A 19468-nucleotide genomic window follows, 5' to 3' on the forward strand; every position below is an offset into this window, starting at 1 on the left:
GAACGGAGGTTTCCGTTCCGGGCGGGCCACCCTGACCTGCGCGCGGGTTACTTCGTGCGGTAGGCGTTGTAGATCGACTGGGAGAGCGTGTTGCCCTTCTTGTCGGTCACCACGGCCTTGAGCGAGACGCCCGTGCCGGCCTTGGGGTTCTTCAGCGTCACCTTGCCGCTCTTGACGGTGAGCGCCTTCCAGTGCGCGCCGCCGTCGGTGGAGTAGTACACCTTCAGCGACTTGAGGTTGGAGCCCGCGGCCGAGCCCTGCACCGAGACCGGGATGGTCTTGGTGATGCCGGCCCCGGAGGTGCTCGTGGAGCTCAGCGCCGGGGTGAAGCGGACCACGGAGGCGGGCAGCTTCACCTCGTCGAAGGGCGAGACGTGCTGGGAGGTGAACGTCCAGGTCGAGGTGATCTTGGTGCTGACGGCGGCCGGCTTGCTGCGGCTCACCGTGGTGGTGAGCTGGTAGCTCGCCTTGCCGGTCGGGACGGTGAAGAAGGCGCCGTCGTCGAGCGTGCCGTCGGCGGTCCCGACCTTCGTGCCGTTCCGGTAGAGGGTCGTGGTGCCCTTGTCGTAGTCGGAGTAGCCGTCGTGGCCCGATCCGTCGTCGAAGGTGCCCACGTAGCCGTAGATCTCGTCCCCGGAGCGGAACAGTCCCGAGTCGGAGTCGAGCTTCGGGCCGAAGACGCCGACGTTCCAGGTGCGGCTGTAGCTCTTCCCCTTGCCGTAGGCCCGCTCGTCGACGAACCACTGCGCGTCGGGCAGCACCCCGTCGCCGAACTGCGCGAAGGACTGCATCCAGGTCATGCCGGTGGCGTTGAGGTACACGGTCTTGGTGTACGGCAGCTTGGCGGGGACGCCGGTCGCGATGGCGAAGGAGTCGTTGACCCTGGGCATGCTGAACAGCAGGCCGTACTTCTTCGCCGCCGGGGCGCCGGCCGTAGTGTTGATCTTGGCCAGGTCACTGCTCGGCACGGTCTTGGTGTAGCCCGTGTAGAAGGACTTGGTGCGCCCGTAGGCCACGTTGAAGAGCTTCGAGCCGTGCTCGAAGACGCCCGACACCGAGGCCTGGAACTGGGACGCGGTGAGCTCGGGACCGATGTGCGCGGTGCGGAAGTCGGTCATGGTGCCGGTGTCGAAGCTCAGCCCGCTGCCTCCGTCGCCGTACTCCAGGCTGTAACCGACGCTGAGGTCGGTCTGCTTGGCCGCGGAGTCGGGCAGCTTGAAGACGAAGGGCTTCGCGGTGCGCGCGTCGAAGGTCAGCGTGGTGTCACCGGTGATCTTCACCACCGGGCGGGTCAGCCAGTCCGCCCGCAGAGGCGTCTCGCCGTCGGCCGCCAGCTTCATGATCAGGCTGTCCACGCTGTAGGTGCCCTTGGCCACCCGCACCGTGGTGGTGCCCGCGGTCAGTTCCTGGGCGGAGCCGAAGCCGTCCAGGTCGGTGACCAGCGTGTCGAAGGTCGCGGCCGGCTTTCCGTCGCGGTCCAGGTTGTTGATGGTGAGGTTGTACGCCTCGGTCTCGCGGACCACGGCCGCCGCGGTGCGGACGGTCTGGCCGCCGCCGGTGGCCACCACGTAGGCGCTGTAGGCGCCGTCGATGGTGCCGCCGATGGTGGAGTCGACGGTCACGGTCGCCTCGGCGGTCCCGCCCGCGGGGACCGTCACCTGCTGCTTGTCGAGGGTGAAGAAGCCCGCGGGGGCGGCGCCGCCGCGCGGCCCCTGGCCGGTGAGCGACAGGTCGAGGGTGACGTCCTGCTGACCGGAGTTCCGGTAGGTGACGGTCTTCGTCAGCTGGGGGTCGTCGTCGTGCGGCCACAGGGCGGTGCCGAAGTTCAGCGACGCCGGCTCGGCGACGACGCTCTGCCCGATCGCGCGGGCCACGTCGATCCGGCCGGAGCCCTGCTGGAACGGGGTGTAGCCGCCGTCCTCCGCGGAGCCGATGAGGACGGTCTTGATCTGCTGGCCCGTCCAGTCCGGGTGCTCCTGGGCGAGGATCGCCGCGGCGCCCGTGACGTGCGGGGTCGCCATGGAGGTGCCGGAGATGGTCAGGTAGCCGTCCGCGGGGTGCGGGACCTCCGGGTCGGTGTCGATGACACTGCCCTTGGCCGCGGCCGCGGTGATGTCCACGCCGGGGGCGGTGACATCGGGCTTGATCGCGCCGTCGCCCACGCGCGGACCGCGCGAGGAGAAGTCGGCCAGCTTGTCGCTCTTGTCGACGGCGCCGACGGTCAGCGCGGCGTCCGCGCTGCCGGGGGAGCCGACGGTGGAGGCCTGGTCGCCCTCGTTGCCCGCCGCGATGACGAACAGCGGGGCCTTGTCGCCGGCGGACAGCTTGTTGACGGCCGCTTCGATCGGGTCGACACCCGGGGTGTCGGTGCCGCCGAGGCTCAGGTTGACGATCCTGGCGCCCTGCGCGGCGGCCCACTCCAGGCCCTTGATGATGCCGGCGTCGTCACCGAAGCCTTCGTCGTCCAGCACCTTGCCGCTGATGATCTGCGCGCCCGGGGCGACGCCCTTGTACTTGCCGCCCGACTTCGCGCCGGTGCCGGCCGCGATGGAGGCGACGTGGGTGCCGTGGCCGTAGTGGTCGTCGGAGTTGCCGGAGTCCGAGAAGTTCTTGACGTCCACCACCTTGGTGCCCGCGGGCAGGTCCGGGTGGTGGGTGTCGACTCCGGTGTCCAGGACGGCGATCTTGATGCCCTTGCCGTCGTAGCCGGCGGCCCACGCGGTCGGCGCGCCGATCTGCGGCACGCTCTTGTCGAGCGCGGCCTTCTGGATCGCGTTCAGCCAGACCGTGCCCAGGCCGGACTCGGCGGAGGCGTACGGCGAACCGTTTCTGCCGTTGGTCAGCGCCGACCAGACGTCGGTGGCGTCCTTCTCGGGGGCGGTGACGGACTCGCCGTTCAGCTGCTTGAAGGTGTTCGTCACCTTCGTGCCCTCGGCCGCGTGCAGTGCGGACTTGGCCTCCGGCGCACCGCCCTTGTACGTGACGATCAGCCCGAGGCCGTGCCGCTGCGCCGCCTTGCGGTACTCCGCGCGGCTGAGCGTGGTCACGTCGAAGAGCCTGCGGTCGACTCGCCCCTGGGCGATGAGCTGCGTCGCGTCCTGCGGGACGACGTAGACATGGCCGTTCTGCCGGCGTATCTGGACCGGTATGCCCTCGCGGCCCTTCGCGCGCTTCACGGCGACGGGCTTGCCCTTGGCGTCCACGGCGACCTGGTCACCCGTGATCAGGGTGAGCCACGTCGGCCCGCCCTGCCGGGCGGCGTCGGAGTCGGCCGACGTCCGTGCTCCCGGCGTTCCCGCCGGTCCGGCCGCGGTGGCCGGCAGGACGACGCCCGCGGTCAGTACCGCGACGACCCCCGCTGCGAGCGCTGACGCGCGCGCCTTGCTCCACTGTGCGTGCAACTTCTCCCCTTGTGTCTGTGTCATGACACGCGGGAGTCCTCTTGCCGGGCGCGCACGCGATGTTCCCCCCACGGCGAATCCCCCGGCGAAGCCCCCCGCCTTACTGCTCAGTATCCACCGCGTGCCCCGGGGGGCTCCAGGGCCTCACCCGTAAACATCGCGGCGGATTCGGCCAAGTGTCCTCCGTGCGTCCATGCGATCCGTACGGGGGGTGCGGTGAAGCGCTTCGACACGTCTCTGGACAGGGTTTCGGGCACTGGATACGGTCTGACGTCGAAGCGCTTCACCGCGAACGCCTCACTTCGCCCGCTCCGCCACGCCCGCCGCCCGTCCACCCGAGGGAGCCGCCGGATGGTCACGCTCGCCGAGGTCGCCCGGCACGCCGGGGTCTCCGCCAGCACCGTGTCGTACGTCCTGAGCGGCAAGCGGTCCATCTCCGAGGCCACGCGGCACCGGGTCGAGCGCAGCATCCAGGAGCTCGGCTACCACCCCCACGCCGGCGCCCGGGCGCTGGCCAGCAGCCGATCCAACATCATCGCCCTGATGGTGCCGTTGCGTACAGACATGTACGTCCCCGTCATGATGGAGATCGCCATCGCCGTCGCCACCACGGCGCGGCAGCACGGCCATGACGTGCTGCTGCTCACCGGCGAGGAGGGGCCGACCGCGGTGCGCCGGGTCGCCGCGAGCGGGCTGGCCGACGCGATGATCCTCATGGACGTCGAACTCCACGACGAGCGCATTCCGTTGCTCCGCGCCGGCGACCGGCCCGCGGTCCTCATCGGCCTGCCCGCCGACCCCGCCGGACTCACCTGCGTCGACCTCGACTTCGAGGCCACCGGCGCGCTCTGCGTCGACCACCTCGCCGACCTCGGCCATCGCGACGTCGCCGTCGTCGGCGAGGCCGCCGCGGTCTACCAGCGGCACACCGGCTTCGCCGAACGCACCCTCCAGGGCCTGCGCGCCCGCGCCGCCGTGCGCGGCCTGCGGCTCATCCACCGCCCCTGCGAGGGCAGTTGGGAGTCCACCGCCGGCACCGTCTCCCGCATCTTCGAGGAACGGCCCGACACCACCGCCCTCGTCGTCCAGAACGAGGCCGCCATCGGCCCCCTGCTGTCCCTCCTGCGCCAGCGCGGCCGCGCGGTCCCCGAGGACGTCTCCGTCATCGCCGTCTGCCCCGACCAGGTCGCCACCCAGTCGGCGCCCCGGCTGACCTCGGTCGCCATCCCCGCGGAGGAGATGGGCCGCCGCGCCGTCGACCTCGTCATGACGAAACTCGGCGACCGTCCCTCCGCGTCCTCTCCCGGGGTCCACCTCATCGACCCCCGCCTGACGGTCCGCGACAGCAGCGGGCCCGTGCCGGTGTAGTTCCCGGTGATCGCCCCGGGTGCGTCCTCAGGCGGCGTCGAACGGCGGCATGATCCTCACCACGACCAAGAGACGGGCCCGCGGGGCCACCAGAAAGTAGAACCTGCCGCCTGCCGCGTCCATGTGGCGCAGACCACCGGGCCGGGGGCCGCTGCCGAAGTCGCGGAGATCGACGCCCGTATCGGCCAGTTCGATCAACTGCCCGGCAAGGCGCTCCACTTCGGCGACGACGAAGCCGGGAACGCCACCGGTGACGTGCGCGTGGTCCGGGTCGTACTCCCAGCGCCAGTCGCTCACCGCTGGTGGACCGCGACGGCGGCATGGGCGGTGTCGAGGATCCGGCCGATCTCCGCTGCCGCTTTGCCGGCCTGGACGGCGTCACCTGATTCCGCCACCTCTTCCCAGTGCCGCATGTCCGCCGCGAGCTGGGGGTGTCGCTGGATGTGCACATACGCCGACCACTGCGCGATGAACCGCCGCAGCGGAGCGAGGTCCGATCCCTGGCGGGACTGGTCCGCCGCCTGGTCGAGTTCGTGTGTGAACGCGGGCAGAGCCGCCGGCGCGATCTGCGCGATCGCCTGGCGCAGCGCCGTCACGGTGGCAGGCGGCCGAGGGATGAGGGGCTGCCCGGCGCTGGAGGCGGTCATCGGTTCTCCCATGGGCTGATTCTGAACCCTCGCGCCAGCCTACTCAGCGGAAGCCTGACGCCGGCCCCCGATCGGGTGAGGCCCGAGCCGGGATCCTCGGCGACGTCGATCATGGCGCCGGTCTGTCGTGCGCGTAGTGCTCCGAGAGGAAGCGGATCAGTACCTCGACCTGTGCCTCCAGTACCTCGTCGGCGGCGCCGAGGAGTTGGACCGAGACGACCGAGCCCCCGGCCGACCGGGCCATGCGCACGTCCACGCGCCCGCGGCCGACGAGGGGGTAGAGGAACCAGTCGGCGCCGGCGCGGTCGTCGTCGGTGGTGGACAGGCCGTACTCGACCGCCTGCCAGTCGGAGTCGTCGAAGTCGTAGCCGACGAGGTCGGACAGGAGCCGGCACAGCGGCCGGAGGTTCTCCTCGAACACCCAGCCGCCCCCGAGGACGTGCTGCTCCGGCGGCGGGGTCACCGGCCGGGCACGGCCGGGTTCGCGGGGCAGGCGACGCCCGTGCCGCCGATGCCGCAGTAGCCCGCGGGGTTCTTGGCGAGGTACTGCTGGTGGCGGGCCTCGGCTGGGTAGAAGGGGCCGGCGGGGGCGATCTCGGTGGTGACGGGGCCGTGGCCGGCGGCGTGGAGGGCGGCGGCGTAGCGCTCGCGGGAGGCGAGGGCGGCGGCGTGCTGTCGCGGGGAGTGGGTGCGCAGGGCGGAACGGTACTGGGTGCCGTGGTCGTGGCCCTGGCGGTAGCCCTGCGTGGGGTCGTGGGCCTCCCAGAAGGCGCGCAAGAGCCCGTCGTAGGGGAGGAGGGCGGGGTCGAAGGCCACCCGCACCGTCTCCGCGTGACCGGTGAGGCCGCTGCACACCTCCTCGTAGGCGGGGTGCGCGGTGTGGCCGCCCTGGTAGCCGACGAGGGTGGTCCACACGCCGGGCAGGCGCCAGAAGGTGCGTTCGGCGCCCCAGAAGCAGCCGAGGGCGAGGTCGGCGACCTCCAGCCCGGCGGGGTAGGGGCCGGCGAGCGGGGTGTCGAGCAGGACGTGCCGCGCGGGCAGGGCGTGCGGCGGGGCGGGGCGGCCGGGCAGGGCCTCCTCGGGGGAGGGCAGGCGCAGGCCGTGGTGGGGGAAGGGCGTCACCGTCAACGGGCCGGACCCGGGGCGGAGTTGCGCTGGAGGCCGGCGATGGCCTGGGCGCGGTAGAGGGCGTACGCGGCGGCGGGGTCGTCGGCGTACGACCAGGGGGCCGCGCCCGCGAACCCGTCGACGTGCCGGATCTGTTCGACGGCCTCGGGGTAGCGCTCGGCCCGCACCAGGAAGGAGATCAGCAGGTGCCGCACCAGCGGCACCACCGGGTCGTTGGGGGAGGCGTGCTCCGTGGCATAGAGGGCGCCGCCGACTGCCCGGGAGATGACCTCGCTCTGGTAGAAGCCGCTGCTCAGGATGAGTTCCGGCAGGTGCGCGAAGACCTGGAAGAGCGGCAGCGCCGGCAGCAGGCTGCCCTGCGGCCCGTAGGCGGCGGCGCGCTCGGCGAAGTCGCGGGCGGCCTGCTCGGGCAGCCGGGACAGGGCGACGAGGTGCGCGCCCATGTGGTGCCGGGCGAGGCCGGTGATCTTCTCCCAGGAGGTCTCGAAGTCGCCGTCCGCGGCGAGGTCGACGATGTACGGGACCGGGTCGCCCGGCGCCAGCAGCGCGGCCTCCGTCGCGACCGTGCGGGCCTCCTCCAGGATCATCGTCACGTCCGGCGAGTCCGCCGGGGCGCGCCGCGCCTGCTGCACCAGGAACGCGGCCTGGACGGCGGCGCCGCCCGGGTCCCCCGGTTCCTCCACCCGCCAGGTGCGCAGCCATGCCCCGCCCTTGCCGGGTGCCCGGGTCAGCTCCACCGCTGCCGCCCCGGCCAGCGTCTGGACCCGCTGCCAGCGGGCCTCGCCCTCCACCGGCGTGCCCTTGAGCAGCGCGGACACCGCGTGCCAGTCCTGGGTCCGCTGGGTCGCGGTGAGGGCCTGGGTCAGTTCGGGGTCGGGCCCCGGCAGCCGGATGTCGATCATGTCCTGGGACACGAACCCGTACAGGGCGGGGTCGGCCGCCGCCCTGGCCCACTCGGCGCGGCCGCGCAGCAGGCGGGGCCACATCACGACGGCGGCGATCAGGAGCACTCCGTACAGCACCCAGAGGAATTCCATGATGAGCAAGCGTACGCGCGCCCGGCCGGCACGCCCCCGTCCCGTCGCTCGCACTACGCTCGGCGCTATGAGCGAGCAGCAGCATCAGAACTTCGAGACCCTCGCGATCCACGCGGGTCAGGCGGCCGACGCCCAGACCGGGGCCGTCGTGACGCCGATCTACCAGGTCTCCACGTACAAGCAGGACGGCGTCGGCGGTCTGCGCGGCGGCTACGAGTACAGCCGCAGCGCCAATCCGACCCGCACGGCGCTGGAGGAGAACCTCGCGGCGCTGGAGGGCGGCCGGCGCGGCCTGGCCTTCGCGTCGGGGCTGGCGGCCGAGGACTGCCTGCTGCGCACGGTCCTGAAGCCCGGCGACCACGTCGTCATCCCGAACGACGCCTACGGCGGCACCTTCCGGCTCTTCGCGAAGGTCGTGGAGCGCTGGGGCGTGCAGTGGTCGGTCGCCGACACCTCCGACCCGGCGGCGGTGCGGGCCGAGATCCGCCCCAACACCCGGGTCATCTGGGTCGAGACGCCCAGCAATCCGCTGCTCGGCATCACCGACATCGCCGTGCTCGCGGACATCGCGCGCGGCGCGGACGCCCGGCTCGTGGTCGACAACACCTTCGCCAGCCCCTACCTGCAGCAGCCCCTGTCGCTCGGCGCCGACGTGGTCGTGCACTCCACGACCAAGTACATGGGCGGCCACTCAGACGTGGTCGGCGGCGCGCTGATCGCGGCCGAGGCGGGCCTCGGCGAGGAACTGGCCTACCACCAGAACGCGATGGGCGCGGTCGCCGGCCCCTTCGACGCCTGGCTGGTCATGCGCGGCATCAAGACCCTCGCGGTGCGCATGGACCGGCACAGCGACAACGCGGAGAAGGTCGCGGACCTGCTGTCCACGCACCCGAAGGTCACCCAGGTCTTCTACCCGGGCCTGGCCGAGCACGCGGGGCACGACGTCGCGGCCAAGCAGATGAAGCGCTTCGGCGGCATGGTCTCGTTCCGCGTCGCCGGCGGCGAGGAGGCGGCGGTCGAGGTCTGCAACCGGGCCCGGCTGTTCACCCTCGGGGAGTCGCTGGGCGGCGTGGAGTCGCTGATCGAGCACCCGGGCCGGATGACGCACGCCTCGGCGGCCGGTTCGGCGCTGGAGGTGCCGGCCGACCTGGTGCGTCTCTCGGTGGGCATCGAGTCCGTCGACGACCTGCTGGAGGACCTGCGGCACGCCCTGGGCTGATGCGGGCGCGGGCGCCGCGTTTCCCGCGGCGTCCGCTACCAGTAGACCAGGGGCGTCGTCTGCAGCGGCTGCGGGTCCGGCCACCACAGGGCGGCCGCCACCAGGGCGGCGGTCAGGCCGGCCAGCAGCAGCGCCCACAGCAGGACGTGCAGGACGCGGCGGCGCGCGAGGACGCGCCTGCCGCGTTCGGCGGCCCTGGGGGCGAGGTCGGCGGGGACGAGGGGGTGCGCGCCGTCCAGCAGCCGGCGGACCTCGTCCTCCTTGCGCTCCTGCAGCGTCATGAGGCCGCCTCCCGCACCTGGGGCGCGGGTTCGGCCGTCGGGCGCCGGTCGCGCAGGGCGGCCGTGGCCCGCAGGCACACCATCCGCACCCGGTCGACCGGCATGCCGAGCTGGGCGGCGGTCTGCTCCTCCGCGATCCCCTCGTACAGCCGCAGGACGATCACCAGCCGCTCCTGGACGGTCAGCGCCCCGAGCAGTCCGCCGCGCGGCCGCCGCCACCGGGGCCGCAGCGCGAAGCGGCGGACGATCTCGGCGCGGGTGTGGACGTACGGGTCCTCGCCGCGCAGCCGGAACCAGTCCGCGTACGTCCGGGACAGGGCGGCGCACAGCAGCTCGGTGCCCTCGTCGCGGTCGCCGGCGAGCAGGGTGGCGGCATGCAGCAGACGTCCTGCCGCCCCCGCCGCGAACGCCGCGAACTCGGCGTCGCGCAGGCGTTCCGCTGCCGCCCGGCGCTCTCCCACAGCGCCATGGGACGGCAGACGGCGACCTCAGGTCAAGAGCTCTGCTCGTCCCCGGACGTCATCCCCAAGTGATAGTCCGCCAAAGCGGAGTTGAAACGGCCGAGGAGATCGGTGAACATCTCCCGTTCCTGCTCGGTCCAGTCCTCCGTCACGACCGACATGAGCTCACGGCGCGAGGTGCGCACCTCTTCGAGGCGCGTGCGCCCCCGGGGGGAGAGCGCGAGGACCACCGCGCGCCCGTCCTCGGGGTGCGAGGTGCGCTTGACCAGACCGCTGTCGACGAGCGGCGCGACCTGCCGGGTGACGGTCGAGGAGTCGATGCCCATGCCCTCGGCGAGCGCCTTGACACCCATAGGACCCTCGTTGTCCAGCCGGTTGAGCAGCAGGTATGCCGCCCGGTCCATGGAGTTGCGGGCCTTGCCGACGCCACCAAGACGGGTCTGCTCCGCGCGCCGGGCGAAGAGAGCCACCTGGTGCTGCAGGCGCTCCAGGAGGTCGGTCGTTGTCTCCGAGGGAATGGGCATGGCCGGAAGCTCGCGTTCTGTCGGTCCTGCGAAGGTTGGGAGAAGAGTACGCGGAGAGCGTCACCCCGGGACCCCACCGGGGAAAACTGCTTCGTACCGGGCCTTGGGACGTCCTGCTGCAAGACTGGGGCTCATGGAAAGCCCGGCAAGCCCTGTACGTCCCGTGCGCCGTCCGGCGGGCCCGCCCCCCGCGCACCCGGTCACCATCGACGACATCCGCGGTGCGCACAAGATGCTGTCCGGGGTGGCCCGGACGACCCCGATGGAGGGCAGCCGCTACCTCTCGGGACTGGTGTCCGCGCCGGTGCACCTCAAGTGCGAGAACCTTCAGCGCACCGGTTCCTTCAAGGTGCGCGGCGCCTACGTGCGGATCGCGGGGCTGCGGCCGGAGGAGCGGGCGGCCGGGGTCGTCGCGGCGAGCGCGGGCAACCACGCGCAGGGCGTGGCGCTGGCGGCCTCGCTGCTGGGGGTGCGCTCCACCGTCTTCATGCCCGTCGGCGCCCCGCTGCCCAAGGTGGCGGCCACCCGCGAGTACGGGGCCGAGGTGCGGATGCACGGGCAGGTGGTGGACGAGACGCTGCACGCCGCCCGTGTGTACGCGGAGGAGACCGGTGCCGTCTTCATCCACCCCTTCGACCACCCCGACATCATCGCGGGCCAGGGCACGGTGGGGCTGGAGATCCTGGAGCAGTGTCCCGAGGTGCGCACGATCGTGGTCGGTGTCGGCGGCGGCGGGCTCGCCGCGGGCGTGGCGCTGGCGGTGAAGTCGGTGCGCTCCGACGTCCGCGTGATCGGGGTGCAGGCGGAGGGGGCGGCCGCGTACCCGCCGTCGCTGCGGGCCGGGCGCCCGGTGGTGCTGGACACCGTGGCCACCATGGCGGACGGCATCAAGGTGGGCTGCCCCGGGGACGTGCCGTTCGGCATCATCCGGGATCTGCTGGACGATGTGCACACGGTCAGCGAGGACGAGCTGTCCAAGGCGCTGCTGCTCTGCCTGGAGCGGGCCAAGCAGGTCGTGGAGCCCGCCGGGGCGAGCCCGGTGGCCGCGCTGCTGGCCCGGCCGGAAGCGTTCGAGGGGCCGGTGGTGGCCGTGCTGTCGGGCGGCAACGTGGACCCGCTGCTGATGGAGCGCCTCCTGCGGCACGGCATGTCGGCGGCCGGCCGCTATCTGTCGCTCAGGCTGCGGCTGACGGACCGGCCGGGCGCGCTGGCGGCGCTGCTGGGGATCCTCTCGGAGAGCGACGCCAACATCCTGGACATCGCGCACGTCCGTACCGATTCCCGGCTGGGGCTGACCGAGGCCGAGGTCGAACTGCGCCTGGAGACGCGCGGGCCCGAGCACCGGGAGGCGGTGGGCTCGGCGCTGCGGGCCGCGGGGTACACGCTGCTCTGACCTCGGTGTGCTCAGGGCGTGCGACCGGGGCGTGTGACCTGGGTGTGATCAGGGTGTGACCAGGGTGCGCCCGCCGGCGGGCCCCGATTGTCAGTGGCGTGCGGCAGGCTGGACACGGGTGTTGCGGACGCGGTGGAACGCGGGAGAAGGAGCCGCGAAAAAAACCGGTTGACGCGATATATCGCGTCTGGGATGCTCGCGATGTATCGACGTGTGCCGCCGCTCCGGCCGCACGCCCGTGCATCCCCCACATCTCACTCATGCCCTGAAGGGGAGACAACGCATGCCAGGCGCCATCCACGCCGAAGGTCTGGTGAAGACCTTCGGTGACGTACGGGCACTGGACGGAGTGGACCTCGACGTCCCCGAAGGTACCGTCCTGGGCCTGCTCGGCCCGAACGGAGCCGGGAAGACCACCGCCGTCCGCGTCCTGACCACCCTGCTGCAGCCGGACAGCGGCAAGGCCGTCGTCGCCGGTATCGACGTGCTCAAGCACCCCAACGAGGTGCGCCGGCAGATCGGCCTGTCCGGTCAGTTCGCCGCCGTCGACGAGTACCTGACCGGCCGCGAGAACCTGCAGATGGTCGGGCGTCTGTACCAGATGTCCTCCCGGGACGCGAAGGCGCGCGCCACCGAGCTGCTGGAGCGCTTCAACCTCGCCGACGCGGCCGACCGTACGGCCAAGACCTACTCCGGTGGCATGCGCCGCCGCCTGGACCTGGCGGCCGCGCTGGTCGTCCGGCCGCCGGTGATGTTCATGGACGAGCCGACCACCGGCCTCGACCCGCGCAACCGCCTCGCCCTGTGGGAGGTCATCCAGGACCTCGTGGCCGGCGGCACCACCCTGCTGCTCACCACGCAGTATCTGGAGGAGGCCGATCACCTCGCGCACGACATCTGCGTGATCGACCACGGCAAGGTCATCGCACGCGGCACCTCCGACGAGCTCAAGGCGCGTACCGGCGGCGAGCGCGTCGAGGTCGTCGTGCACGACCGCGAGCACCTGACCACCGCCACCGAGGTGCTCCAGGGCTTCGGCAAGGGCGACACCTCGCTCGACAACCACACCCGCCGGATCACCGTGCCCGTCACCGGCGGCGCGAAGCTGCTCGCGGAGGTCATCCGCGAACTCGACACCCGCGGCATCGAGATCGACGACATCGGTCTGCGCCGCCCCACGCTCGACGATGTCTTCATGTCGCTCACCGGCCACGCCGCCGAGGAGAAGGAAGAGGAGTCCCAGTGACCACGGCGACCGACGCGGTACCCACCGCCAAGCCGCGCCCCACCAACCCGTTCGTGCAGTCCGTCCGCGACTCGCTGGTGGTGGCCCAGCGCAACCTGATCCGCATGATGCGGATCCCCGAGGTCGTCATCTTCGGCCTCGTCCAGCCGATCATGTTCGTGGTGCTGTTCAGCTACGTCTTCGGCGGCTCCATGAACGTCGGCGGCTCCACGAGCCCGGCGGTCTACCGCGAGTTCCTGATGGCGGGCATCTTCGCCCAGACCGTCACCTTCGCGACCGCCGGCGCGGGCGCGGGCATCGCCGACGACATGCACAAGGGCCTCATCGACCGCTTCCGGTCGCTGCCGATGGCCCGCGGCGCGGTGCTCACCGGCCGCACCCTGGCCGACCTGGTGCAGACGGCGCTGACCGTCGTCGTGCTCGCGATCGTCGCGGTGCTCGTCGGCTGGCGCATCCACGAGGGCCTGCCCAAGGCGATCGGGGCGTTCGCGCTGCTGCTCCTGCTCGGCTACGCGTTCTCCTGGATCGGCGCCCTGATCGGCCTGTCGGTCCGGACCCCGGAGGCGGCCACCTCCGGCGGTCTGATCTGGCTGTTCCCGCTGACGTTCATCTCGAACGCCTTCGTGGACTCCAACCAGATGACCCCGTGGCTGCGGCACATCGCCGAGTGGAACCCCTTCAGCGCCACCGTGCTGGCCTGCCGTGAGCTGTTCGGCAACCTGCCGCCCAACTACCAGGCGGCGGACGCCTGGCCGATGCAGCATCCGGCGCTCGCCTCGGTGCTGTGGTCGGTCGTGATCATCGTGGTCTTCCGGACCCTGGCCGTGCGCAAGTACCGCTCCGCCACCGCGTGAGCGTGCGGACGCAACGGGAGCCCCCGGCCGTCGTGGCCGGGGGCTCCGCTGTGTCCGTGGGCGGGGCTGCCGGTGTGCCGGGGCCCGCCGTGTGTCAGCCGCTGTACGGCTTCGCCTCGATGATCTTCACCGAGGCCTTCTTGCCGTTGGGGAGCTCGTAGCTCGCGTCCTCGCCGACCTTCTTGCCGTTCACACCCGAGCCGAGCGGGGACTGCGGCGAGTAGGTCTCCAGGTCCGACGACACGTATTCGCGCGAGCCGAGCAGGAAGGTCAGGGTGTCGTCCGGGTCGCCGTCGAAGGCGATCGTGACGACCATGCCGGGCGCGACCACACCGTTGTCCGCGGGGGCCTCGCCCACCTTGGCGTGCTGAAGCAGCTGCGTCAGCTGGCGGATCCGGAGCTCCAGCTTGCCCTGGTCCTCACGCGCCGCGTGGTAGCCGGCGTTCTCCTTGAGATCGCCTTCCTGGCGGGCTTCCTCGATCTTGGCGACGATCTCGGCGCGCGCCGGACCAGACAGATGCTCCAGCTCGGCCTTGAGCTGGTCGTACGCCTCCTGGGTCAGCCAGGTGACGTTCTCACTGGTCTGGGTCACAGGTGCTCCTCGTCGGTACTCGCTTGCTTACAAATGAACGCCCTACCCAGAAAGATGCGTCTTCGCGGGAGGGCGAAACCACGAGCCTAACAATTCCCCCCGACAATCGGCGAGAGGAAAATCGTCAAGAGGGCATCAGCGCAGGTCACGCCGGTATCGGCGGAGTCTGCGCGATCAGTGTGTCGGCTGGCAGCCGATCAGCTCCGCGGAAGTCCCGCGACTGGTGGTGCGAATGGTGGCCACGGTGTCGACGCGACCGCTGTGCTGATTGAGCCGGACATCCCGGCGGCCCACCTCGGAGTGGTCCTCGGCGACCGAGCGCAGCGTGCACACCGCGGTGACATCCGTGTTCTTGCGCACTTCCAGATGGACCTGGACCTCGTGGTCGGAGACCACCTGGAACTTGATCACCTCGCCGCTGACCTGGGTGCCGGCGATCTTGTCCCAGCCGATCCACACCAGCAGGACCAGCGTCAACGCGCCCAGCACGGCCCCGATGATCTTGAGTGTGCGGTCGGCGCGGGCGTCCGCGTCCGCGCTCCGGCCGTACCGGCCCTCGGGCACCTGCCGGGTCACCGCGCTCATCGATCAGTCCTCCCGGGGGCGGGGAATCCCGCCCTGGAATTAAACAGCCCCTTGCTTCGGTCACTATAGAAGTCGCTACTCCGACCCCCGACTGAGGATCCAACCTTGACCGATCAGCTGCGACTGATGGCCGTGCACGCCCACCCCGACGACGAGTCGAGCAAGGGCGCGGCCACCATGGCCAAGTACGTCTCCGACGGCGTCGACGTCCTGGTCGCCACCTGCACGGGAGGCGAGCGCGGTTCCGTACTCAATCCCAAGCTCCAGGGCGACACGTACATCGAGGAGCACATCCACGAGGTCCGCGCCAAGGAGATGGACGAGGCCCGCGAGATCCTGGGCGTCAAGCAGTCCTGGCTCGGCTACGTCGACTCCGGCCTTCCGGAGGGCGACCCGCTGCCGCCGCTGCCCGAGGGCTGCTTCGCCCTCCAGGACGTGGACGAGGCCGCCGGGACACTGGTGCGGCTCATCCGCGAGTTCCGTCCGCACGTGATCACCACGTACGACGAGAACGGCGGGTACCCGCACCCCGACCACATCATGACCCACAAGATCTCGGTGATCGCCTTCGAGGCGGCCGGCGACCCGGAGCGCTACCCCGAGGCCGGCGAGCCCTGGACGCCGCTGAAGCTCTACTACAACCAGGGCTTCAACCGGCAGCGCACCGTGGCCCTGCACGAGGCGCTGCTCGCCCGCGGCCTGGAGTCCCCGTACGGCGAGTGGCTGGAGCGGTGGAAGACCTTCGACCGGCCCGAGCGCTCCCTGACCACCCATGTGCCGTGCGCCGACTTCTTCGAGATCCGGGACAAGGCGCTGCTCGCGCACGCCACCCAGATCGACCCCGACGGCGCCTGGTTCCACGTGCCGATGGACATCCAGAAGGAGGTCTGGCCGAACGAGGACTACGAGCTCGCGAAGTCCCGCGTGGACACCACCCTCCCCGAGGACGACCTCTTCGCGGGCATCCGGGAGAATTGAGCGCGTGAACGCGACATTCGGCACGGCCGCAGCCCAGCTCGTTCCTCTCGCCGTCAAGGACCTCGACGAGAACAAGGTGACGCCCGGACTCCTGGGCTTCATCATCTTCGCCCTCATCGGCCTGTCCCTGTGGTGGCTGATGAAAAATATGAACAAGCAGATGCACAAGATCGACTTCGTCGAGGCGCCGGACCCCTCCGCGGACGCGGAGCCGGTTCCCGGCAAGGGCTCCGGCCGCGCCGGCTGACCCGGCCGCACCACGCCGTGGGACCCCGGGCGGAGACCGCCCGGGGTTGTGGCCTGCCCTGACGCGATGCTCTGACGCGCCCCCGCGCTCAGCCCGGGTGCAGGTCGGAGGCGCGGTCCGCGGGTGGCGGTGTCATCGCCATGCGCGCCCCGCGTGACGGCACCATGCCCAGCCGCCAGGCCTCCCACGGGGTCCCCGGTTCGACGCCGCGCTCCAGCAGCAGGGCGTACGCCTCCGCGTACTCCTCCAGGTCCAGGTCGCGTCCCTCGTAGGTGTCCCGCAGCAGTGTGGACAGCCCCTCGCGCGCCTCGGCGGCGCCGTCCTCGGTCAGCAGCGGCAGCAGCGTGCACTGCAGGAAGCGCGACCAGTCCGCGCCGCGGCGGTCGGGCAGGGCGGTGAAGAGGCGTTCGGCGTCCCGCAGCAGCTCCAGCGCCTCCGGGACGCGGCCGTTGCCCGCGTCGATCACCGCCAGTTCCACGCAGGACCACGCCTCGCCGTGCGGCACGCCGATACGGCGGAAGTCGGCGCGGGCGTCCTGCAGCAACTGGCGGGCGAAGCCGCTGTTGCGCAGATTGCCGGTGAGGGCGGCCCGCTGGTCGCGGGTGACCCGCGCCGAGTGGTGCCGGGCGCAGGCCAGCCCGTAGACGTCGCGCATGCGGCTGAACATCGTGCGGGAACGCTCCAGGGCCCGCAGCGCGGGATCGAGCTCCCCGGCCTCCTCCAGCGCCTGGCCGAGGTAGTACAGCGACCAGGCCTCGCCGCGGGCGTCCTCGTTGGCCCGGTGGCGCGTCAGCGCGTCACCCAGCACCCGCTGGGCGGCCGGGGCGTCGCCGCGCAGCAGCCGGGCACGGGCGAGCTGGGTGGCCGTCCATGCGGTGCCGCGCGGATCGCGGGTGGCGGTGTAGCACTCGCCGGCGGCCTGGAGTTCGGCCTCGCCGCGGTCCGCGTCGCCGACCGCCAACTGCCATTGCCCCAGCTGCAGATGGGCCCAGGCCTGGCCGTGCACGCTCTCGCTCTCGCGGTGCAGGGCCAGCGACTCGGTCAGCAGGTCGTGGGCCTCCGCCAGCCGGCCCGCGTCGCGCAGCACCGCCGCCAGCGCGTGCTGCGTCCACGCCCGGTCGGCGCGCAGTTCCTCGGCCGCCTGCAGCTCCAGGGCCTCACGGAGCTTCTCCTCCGCCTCGTGGAGGCTGCCCTGCTGCTGGAGCGTGATGCCGAGACTGCACAGCGCGCGGGCGGCGCCCGCCGGGTGCTGCGCCTCGAAGTACAGGTCGACCACGGACGAGAGCGTGGAACGGGCCTTGTCGAGCTCGCCGAGCTGCCGGGCGGCGATGCCCGTGCGCCACTGCACCGAGCGCACCAGCACGTTCTGGTCGGCCTCGCGCTGGTGCCGCTGCGCCAGCTCGCTGATCTCGCCCAGCCGGTACAGGTCGCCGCGCAGCAGGCAGTAGTCGCACAGTGCGCCCAGCAGGTGCTGCACGACCCGCTGGTCGACGCCGTCGGCCTGCCGCAGGGCGGCGGTGATGAAACTGGACTCCTCGTCCAGCCAGCGCAGCGCGAGGTCCAGCGAGGCGAAGCCCTGCGGTCCGAACCGGTCCGCGCGGGTGGAGGTGCGCCCGTCCACCAGGCGGATCACGGAGTCCGCGAGTTCGGCGTAGCTGCGGATCAGCCGCTCCTGGGCGGCGGCCCGCTCGTCCGGGTCCTCCTCGTCGAGCAGACGCGCGTGCGCGAAGCGGCGCACCAGATCGTGCAGCCGGTAGCGGCTGCCGCGTACGTGCTCGATGAGCCCGGCCGCGGCCAGTTCGGCCAGCCGGCGTGCCGCCTCCTGCTCGTCGGCCGCCAGCAGTGCCGCGGCCGCCGCCGCCCCGAGACTGGTGCGCCCGGCCAGCGCCAGGCGCCGCAGCAGCCGGCGGGCGGCTTCCGGCTGGTCGTGGTAGCGCAGTGCCAGCGCCCGGTCGACCGGGTCGAGCGGCCCGTAGGCGGCGAGTTCGGCCGCGAGGCCCGCGGCCCCGCGCTCGGGCAGCGAACTGCCCGCGATGCGCAGTGCCAGTGGGAGGCCGCCGCACAGCCGCCGGATCTCCTCGGCGTGCGCGGCATCCGTGCCTTCGCTGCCGCCGTCGCTGCCCTCTCCGCCGAGCGCGGCCAGCAACTCCCGTGAGGCGCCCGCCGTCAGGGGCTCCACGTTGAGGTCGTAGACGCGCGCGGCCGGGACGTCCAGCGCCAGCGGCCCCGCCGCGGTCACCAGCACGAGGCTGTCGGACCGCTCGGGGACCAGTGCCCTGACCTGCCCGGCGTCGGCCGCGTCGTCAAGGACGACGACGACCGGCACGCCCGTCAGCCGCTTCTGGTACTCGTCGGCCAGGCGCCGCAGGTGCTGCTCCTGGGACGTGCGCTCGCGGAAGAGCAACTGCTCGCGGGGCGCGCCCAGCCGGTTCAGCAGGTGGAGCAGCGCGTCACGGGTGGGCAGCGGCCGCTCGCCGGGGGCCGCGCCCCGCAGATCGACCACGCAGGCGCCGCGGAACTGGTCCTTCAACTGCTGGGCGGCGCGGACGGCCAGCGTGGTGCGCCCGGAGCCGGCCGGGCCGTGCAGCACGACCACCACGGGTCCGCTGGCGGGGGAGACCCGGGCCTGGTGGACCCACTGGGCGATCTGCCGCAGATGATCCCGGCGGCCGGTGAACGGCCCGTCGGTGGCGGGCAGTTGCGCGAAGGACTGCTCCAGCGCGCTGCGGCCGCGCGCGGCGGCGCTGCGGTCGGTGCGCCGCTGCGCGGGAACGGCCGGGGCGGGGGCCGGTGCGGGCGCGGGCGCGGTGAGCTGCCGCTCCAGGAACGGGCGGACGCCGCGCCGGTCCACCGCCTCCAGCCAGGCGCGGCGCAGTTCGCCGGCGCCTCCGCCGGCCGCGCCGGACCCGCCCGCGGCACGGGCCGCCGTCGTCGCTGCCCCGGCCACGGCCACGACCGCGCCGGTGCCCAGCGCCGTACCGGCGCCGGTGCCCCAGCCGAAGTCGGCGACACACGCCGCGACCGCCGCCACGGCGGTCACCAGGGCGGGAGTGCCGAGCGCGGTGCGCCGCCCGGCACGTTCCGCGTCCCGCGCGGCCGCGTAGGCGGCGTACTCGACCGCGGCCTCGTCCGCGATCCCGTCGAGTGCCGCGCGCCCCCTGCGCAGCAGCTCGGCGGCGTCCTCCGGACGTCTGCGCCGTCGCTCTCCCGCAACGGCCCGCTCCAGCAGTCGTAACACCTCCGCCCGGTCGGAGGTGTGCAGTTCCGCAGTCCGCTTCGTCAACGCGGTCCCCCTCGGTCGCCGAGCCAGGCCCCAAGTGTCCTGCCGAACCCGCCACATCGCGACACCATCGATGCGGCCAGGACCGCGGAAGCCCTTGGGCGGATCGCCCGCCGGGAGCGTGGACGCGGCCACCGCCCAGGTCAGCCCCCGGTCGGGGGAGTGCAGGATGCCGGCCGCGGAGGGCTCGCCCGTCGCCGGCCGCACATCGCGTGGGCCCGGGCTCA

General features: G+C 72.3%; 19 protein-coding genes. 7 read left to right on the forward strand and 12 right to left on the reverse strand.

The window, feature by feature from the left end; all coding sequences use genetic code 11:
* Positions 1-47 precede the first annotated feature (47 nt).
* A complete protein-coding gene (locus ACFWVC_RS06080) occupies positions 48-3425 on the reverse strand; it encodes a S8 family serine peptidase (protein ID WP_384278686.1) in 3378 nt (1125 codons plus the stop codon).
* A 327-nt stretch (positions 3426-3752) separates the two neighbouring features.
* On the opposite strand from ACFWVC_RS06080, the gene ACFWVC_RS06085 reads away from it, so the two are divergent.
* Positions 3753-4769, forward strand: a complete 1017-nt coding sequence (locus tag ACFWVC_RS06085; RefSeq protein WP_384278693.1) for a LacI family DNA-binding transcriptional regulator — start codon at positions 3753-3755, stop codon at positions 4767-4769.
* Between the two features lie 27 nt (positions 4770-4796).
* On the opposite strand, the gene ACFWVC_RS06090 is transcribed toward ACFWVC_RS06085, so the two are convergent.
* The 5 genes from ACFWVC_RS06090 to ACFWVC_RS06110 all read right to left on the reverse strand — a co-directional run bounded on the left by ACFWVC_RS06090 (position 4797) and on the right by ACFWVC_RS06110 (position 7581).
* Positions 4797-5066: a hypothetical protein gene (locus tag ACFWVC_RS06090; RefSeq protein WP_384278700.1), complete on the reverse strand. Its 270-nt coding sequence runs from the start codon at positions 5064-5066 to the stop codon at positions 4797-4799.
* Positions 5063-5416, reverse strand: coding sequence for a DUF6247 family protein (locus ACFWVC_RS06095; RefSeq protein ID WP_384279553.1), 354 nt, complete (start codon positions 5414-5416; stop codon positions 5063-5065). Before ACFWVC_RS06095 ends, ACFWVC_RS06090 begins: the two co-directional genes overlap by 4 nt.
* A 109-nt stretch (positions 5417-5525) precedes the next feature.
* Positions 5526-5879 carry a hypothetical protein gene (locus tag ACFWVC_RS06100; protein WP_384278704.1) on the reverse strand — a complete coding sequence of 118 codons (354 nt, stop codon included), beginning with the start codon at positions 5877-5879 and terminating at the stop codon, positions 5526-5528.
* The gene (gene msrA, locus ACFWVC_RS06105; RefSeq protein WP_384278707.1) at positions 5876-6544 is read right to left on the reverse strand and encodes a peptide-methionine (S)-S-oxide reductase MsrA; all 669 of its coding nucleotides are present in this window, start codon (positions 6542-6544) and stop codon (positions 5876-5878) included. Before msrA ends, ACFWVC_RS06100 begins: the two co-directional genes overlap by 4 nt.
* On the reverse strand, positions 6541-7581 hold the full coding sequence (locus tag ACFWVC_RS06110) for a hypothetical protein (protein WP_384278712.1): 1041 nt from the start codon (positions 7579-7581) through the stop codon (positions 6541-6543). Before ACFWVC_RS06110 ends, msrA begins: the two co-directional genes overlap by 4 nt.
* 67 nt (positions 7582-7648) lie before the next feature.
* Between ACFWVC_RS06110 and ACFWVC_RS06115 the strand changes: the two genes are divergently transcribed.
* Complete coding sequence (locus ACFWVC_RS06115) at positions 7649-8800, forward strand: cystathionine gamma-synthase (protein WP_384278716.1); 1152 nt, start codon at positions 7649-7651, stop codon at positions 8798-8800.
* 35 nt (positions 8801-8835) lie between these two features.
* On the opposite strand, the gene ACFWVC_RS06120 is transcribed toward ACFWVC_RS06115, so the two are convergent.
* The 3 genes from ACFWVC_RS06120 to ACFWVC_RS06130 are packed head-to-tail and all read right to left on the reverse strand — an operon-like array spanning position 8836 to position 10066.
* Complete coding sequence (locus tag ACFWVC_RS06120) at positions 8836-9081, reverse strand: hypothetical protein (RefSeq protein ID WP_384278719.1); 246 nt, start codon at positions 9079-9081, stop codon at positions 8836-8838.
* Entirely contained in the window at positions 9078-9542 is a 465-nt protein-coding gene (locus tag ACFWVC_RS06125; protein ID WP_384278723.1) for a sigma factor-like helix-turn-helix DNA-binding protein, read from the reverse strand. The genes ACFWVC_RS06120 and ACFWVC_RS06125 overlap by 4 nt, the downstream gene beginning before the upstream one ends.
* 32 nt (positions 9543-9574) lie before the next feature.
* Complete coding sequence (locus ACFWVC_RS06130; protein WP_384278727.1) at positions 9575-10066, reverse strand: MarR family winged helix-turn-helix transcriptional regulator; 492 nt, start codon at positions 10064-10066, stop codon at positions 9575-9577.
* A 232-nt stretch (positions 10067-10298) separates the two neighbouring features.
* On the opposite strand from ACFWVC_RS06130, the gene ilvA reads away from it, so the two are divergent.
* The 3 genes from ilvA (at position 10299) to ACFWVC_RS06145 (ending at position 13559) form a co-directional block, all read left to right on the forward strand.
* Positions 10299-11459: a threonine ammonia-lyase gene (ilvA, locus tag ACFWVC_RS06135; protein WP_384279558.1), complete on the forward strand. Its 1161-nt coding sequence runs from the start codon at positions 10299-10301 to the stop codon at positions 11457-11459.
* A 283-nt stretch (positions 11460-11742) separates the two neighbouring features.
* Positions 11743-12705, forward strand: a complete 963-nt coding sequence (locus ACFWVC_RS06140; protein WP_384278734.1) for an ATP-binding cassette domain-containing protein — start codon at positions 11743-11745, stop codon at positions 12703-12705.
* On the forward strand, positions 12702-13559 hold the full coding sequence (locus ACFWVC_RS06145) for an ABC transporter permease (RefSeq protein WP_384278740.1): 858 nt from the start codon (positions 12702-12704) through the stop codon (positions 13557-13559). Before ACFWVC_RS06140 ends, ACFWVC_RS06145 begins: the two co-directional genes overlap by 4 nt.
* A 94-nt stretch (positions 13560-13653) precedes the next feature.
* On the opposite strand, the gene greA is transcribed toward ACFWVC_RS06145, so the two are convergent.
* Together greA and ACFWVC_RS06155 are read right to left on the reverse strand one after the other, a co-directional pair.
* On the reverse strand, positions 13654-14151 hold the full coding sequence (greA, locus tag ACFWVC_RS06150) for a transcription elongation factor GreA (RefSeq protein ID WP_360901837.1): 498 nt from the start codon (positions 14149-14151) through the stop codon (positions 13654-13656).
* 174 nt (positions 14152-14325) lie between these two features.
* The gene (locus ACFWVC_RS06155; protein ID WP_384278749.1) at positions 14326-14736 is read right to left on the reverse strand and encodes a DUF4307 domain-containing protein; all 411 of its coding nucleotides are present in this window, start codon (positions 14734-14736) and stop codon (positions 14326-14328) included.
* A 105-nt stretch (positions 14737-14841) separates the two neighbouring features.
* Here ACFWVC_RS06155 and mca point away from each other — a divergent pair, with 105 nt between their 5' ends.
* Positions 14842-15714 carry a mycothiol conjugate amidase Mca gene (gene mca / locus ACFWVC_RS06160; protein ID WP_384278755.1) on the forward strand — a complete coding sequence of 291 codons (873 nt, stop codon included), beginning with the start codon at positions 14842-14844 and terminating at the stop codon, positions 15712-15714.
* 4 nt (positions 15715-15718) lie between these two features.
* The gene (locus ACFWVC_RS06165) at positions 15719-15961 is read left to right on the forward strand and encodes a hypothetical protein (RefSeq protein ID WP_384278762.1); all 243 of its coding nucleotides are present in this window, start codon (positions 15719-15721) and stop codon (positions 15959-15961) included.
* Positions 15962-16049: 88 nt separating this feature from the next.
* Here the strand turns inward: ACFWVC_RS06165 and ACFWVC_RS06170 are convergent, their stop codons facing one another.
* The gene (locus ACFWVC_RS06170; RefSeq protein ID WP_384279562.1) at positions 16050-19223 is read right to left on the reverse strand and encodes a tetratricopeptide repeat protein; all 3174 of its coding nucleotides are present in this window, start codon (positions 19221-19223) and stop codon (positions 16050-16052) included.
* Positions 19224-19468 lie beyond the last annotated feature (245 nt).

The sequence above is a fragment of the Streptomyces sp. NPDC058691 genome (genome assembly GCF_042714775.1).
Lineage (GTDB): Bacteria > Actinomycetota > Actinomycetes > Streptomycetales > Streptomycetaceae > Actinacidiphila.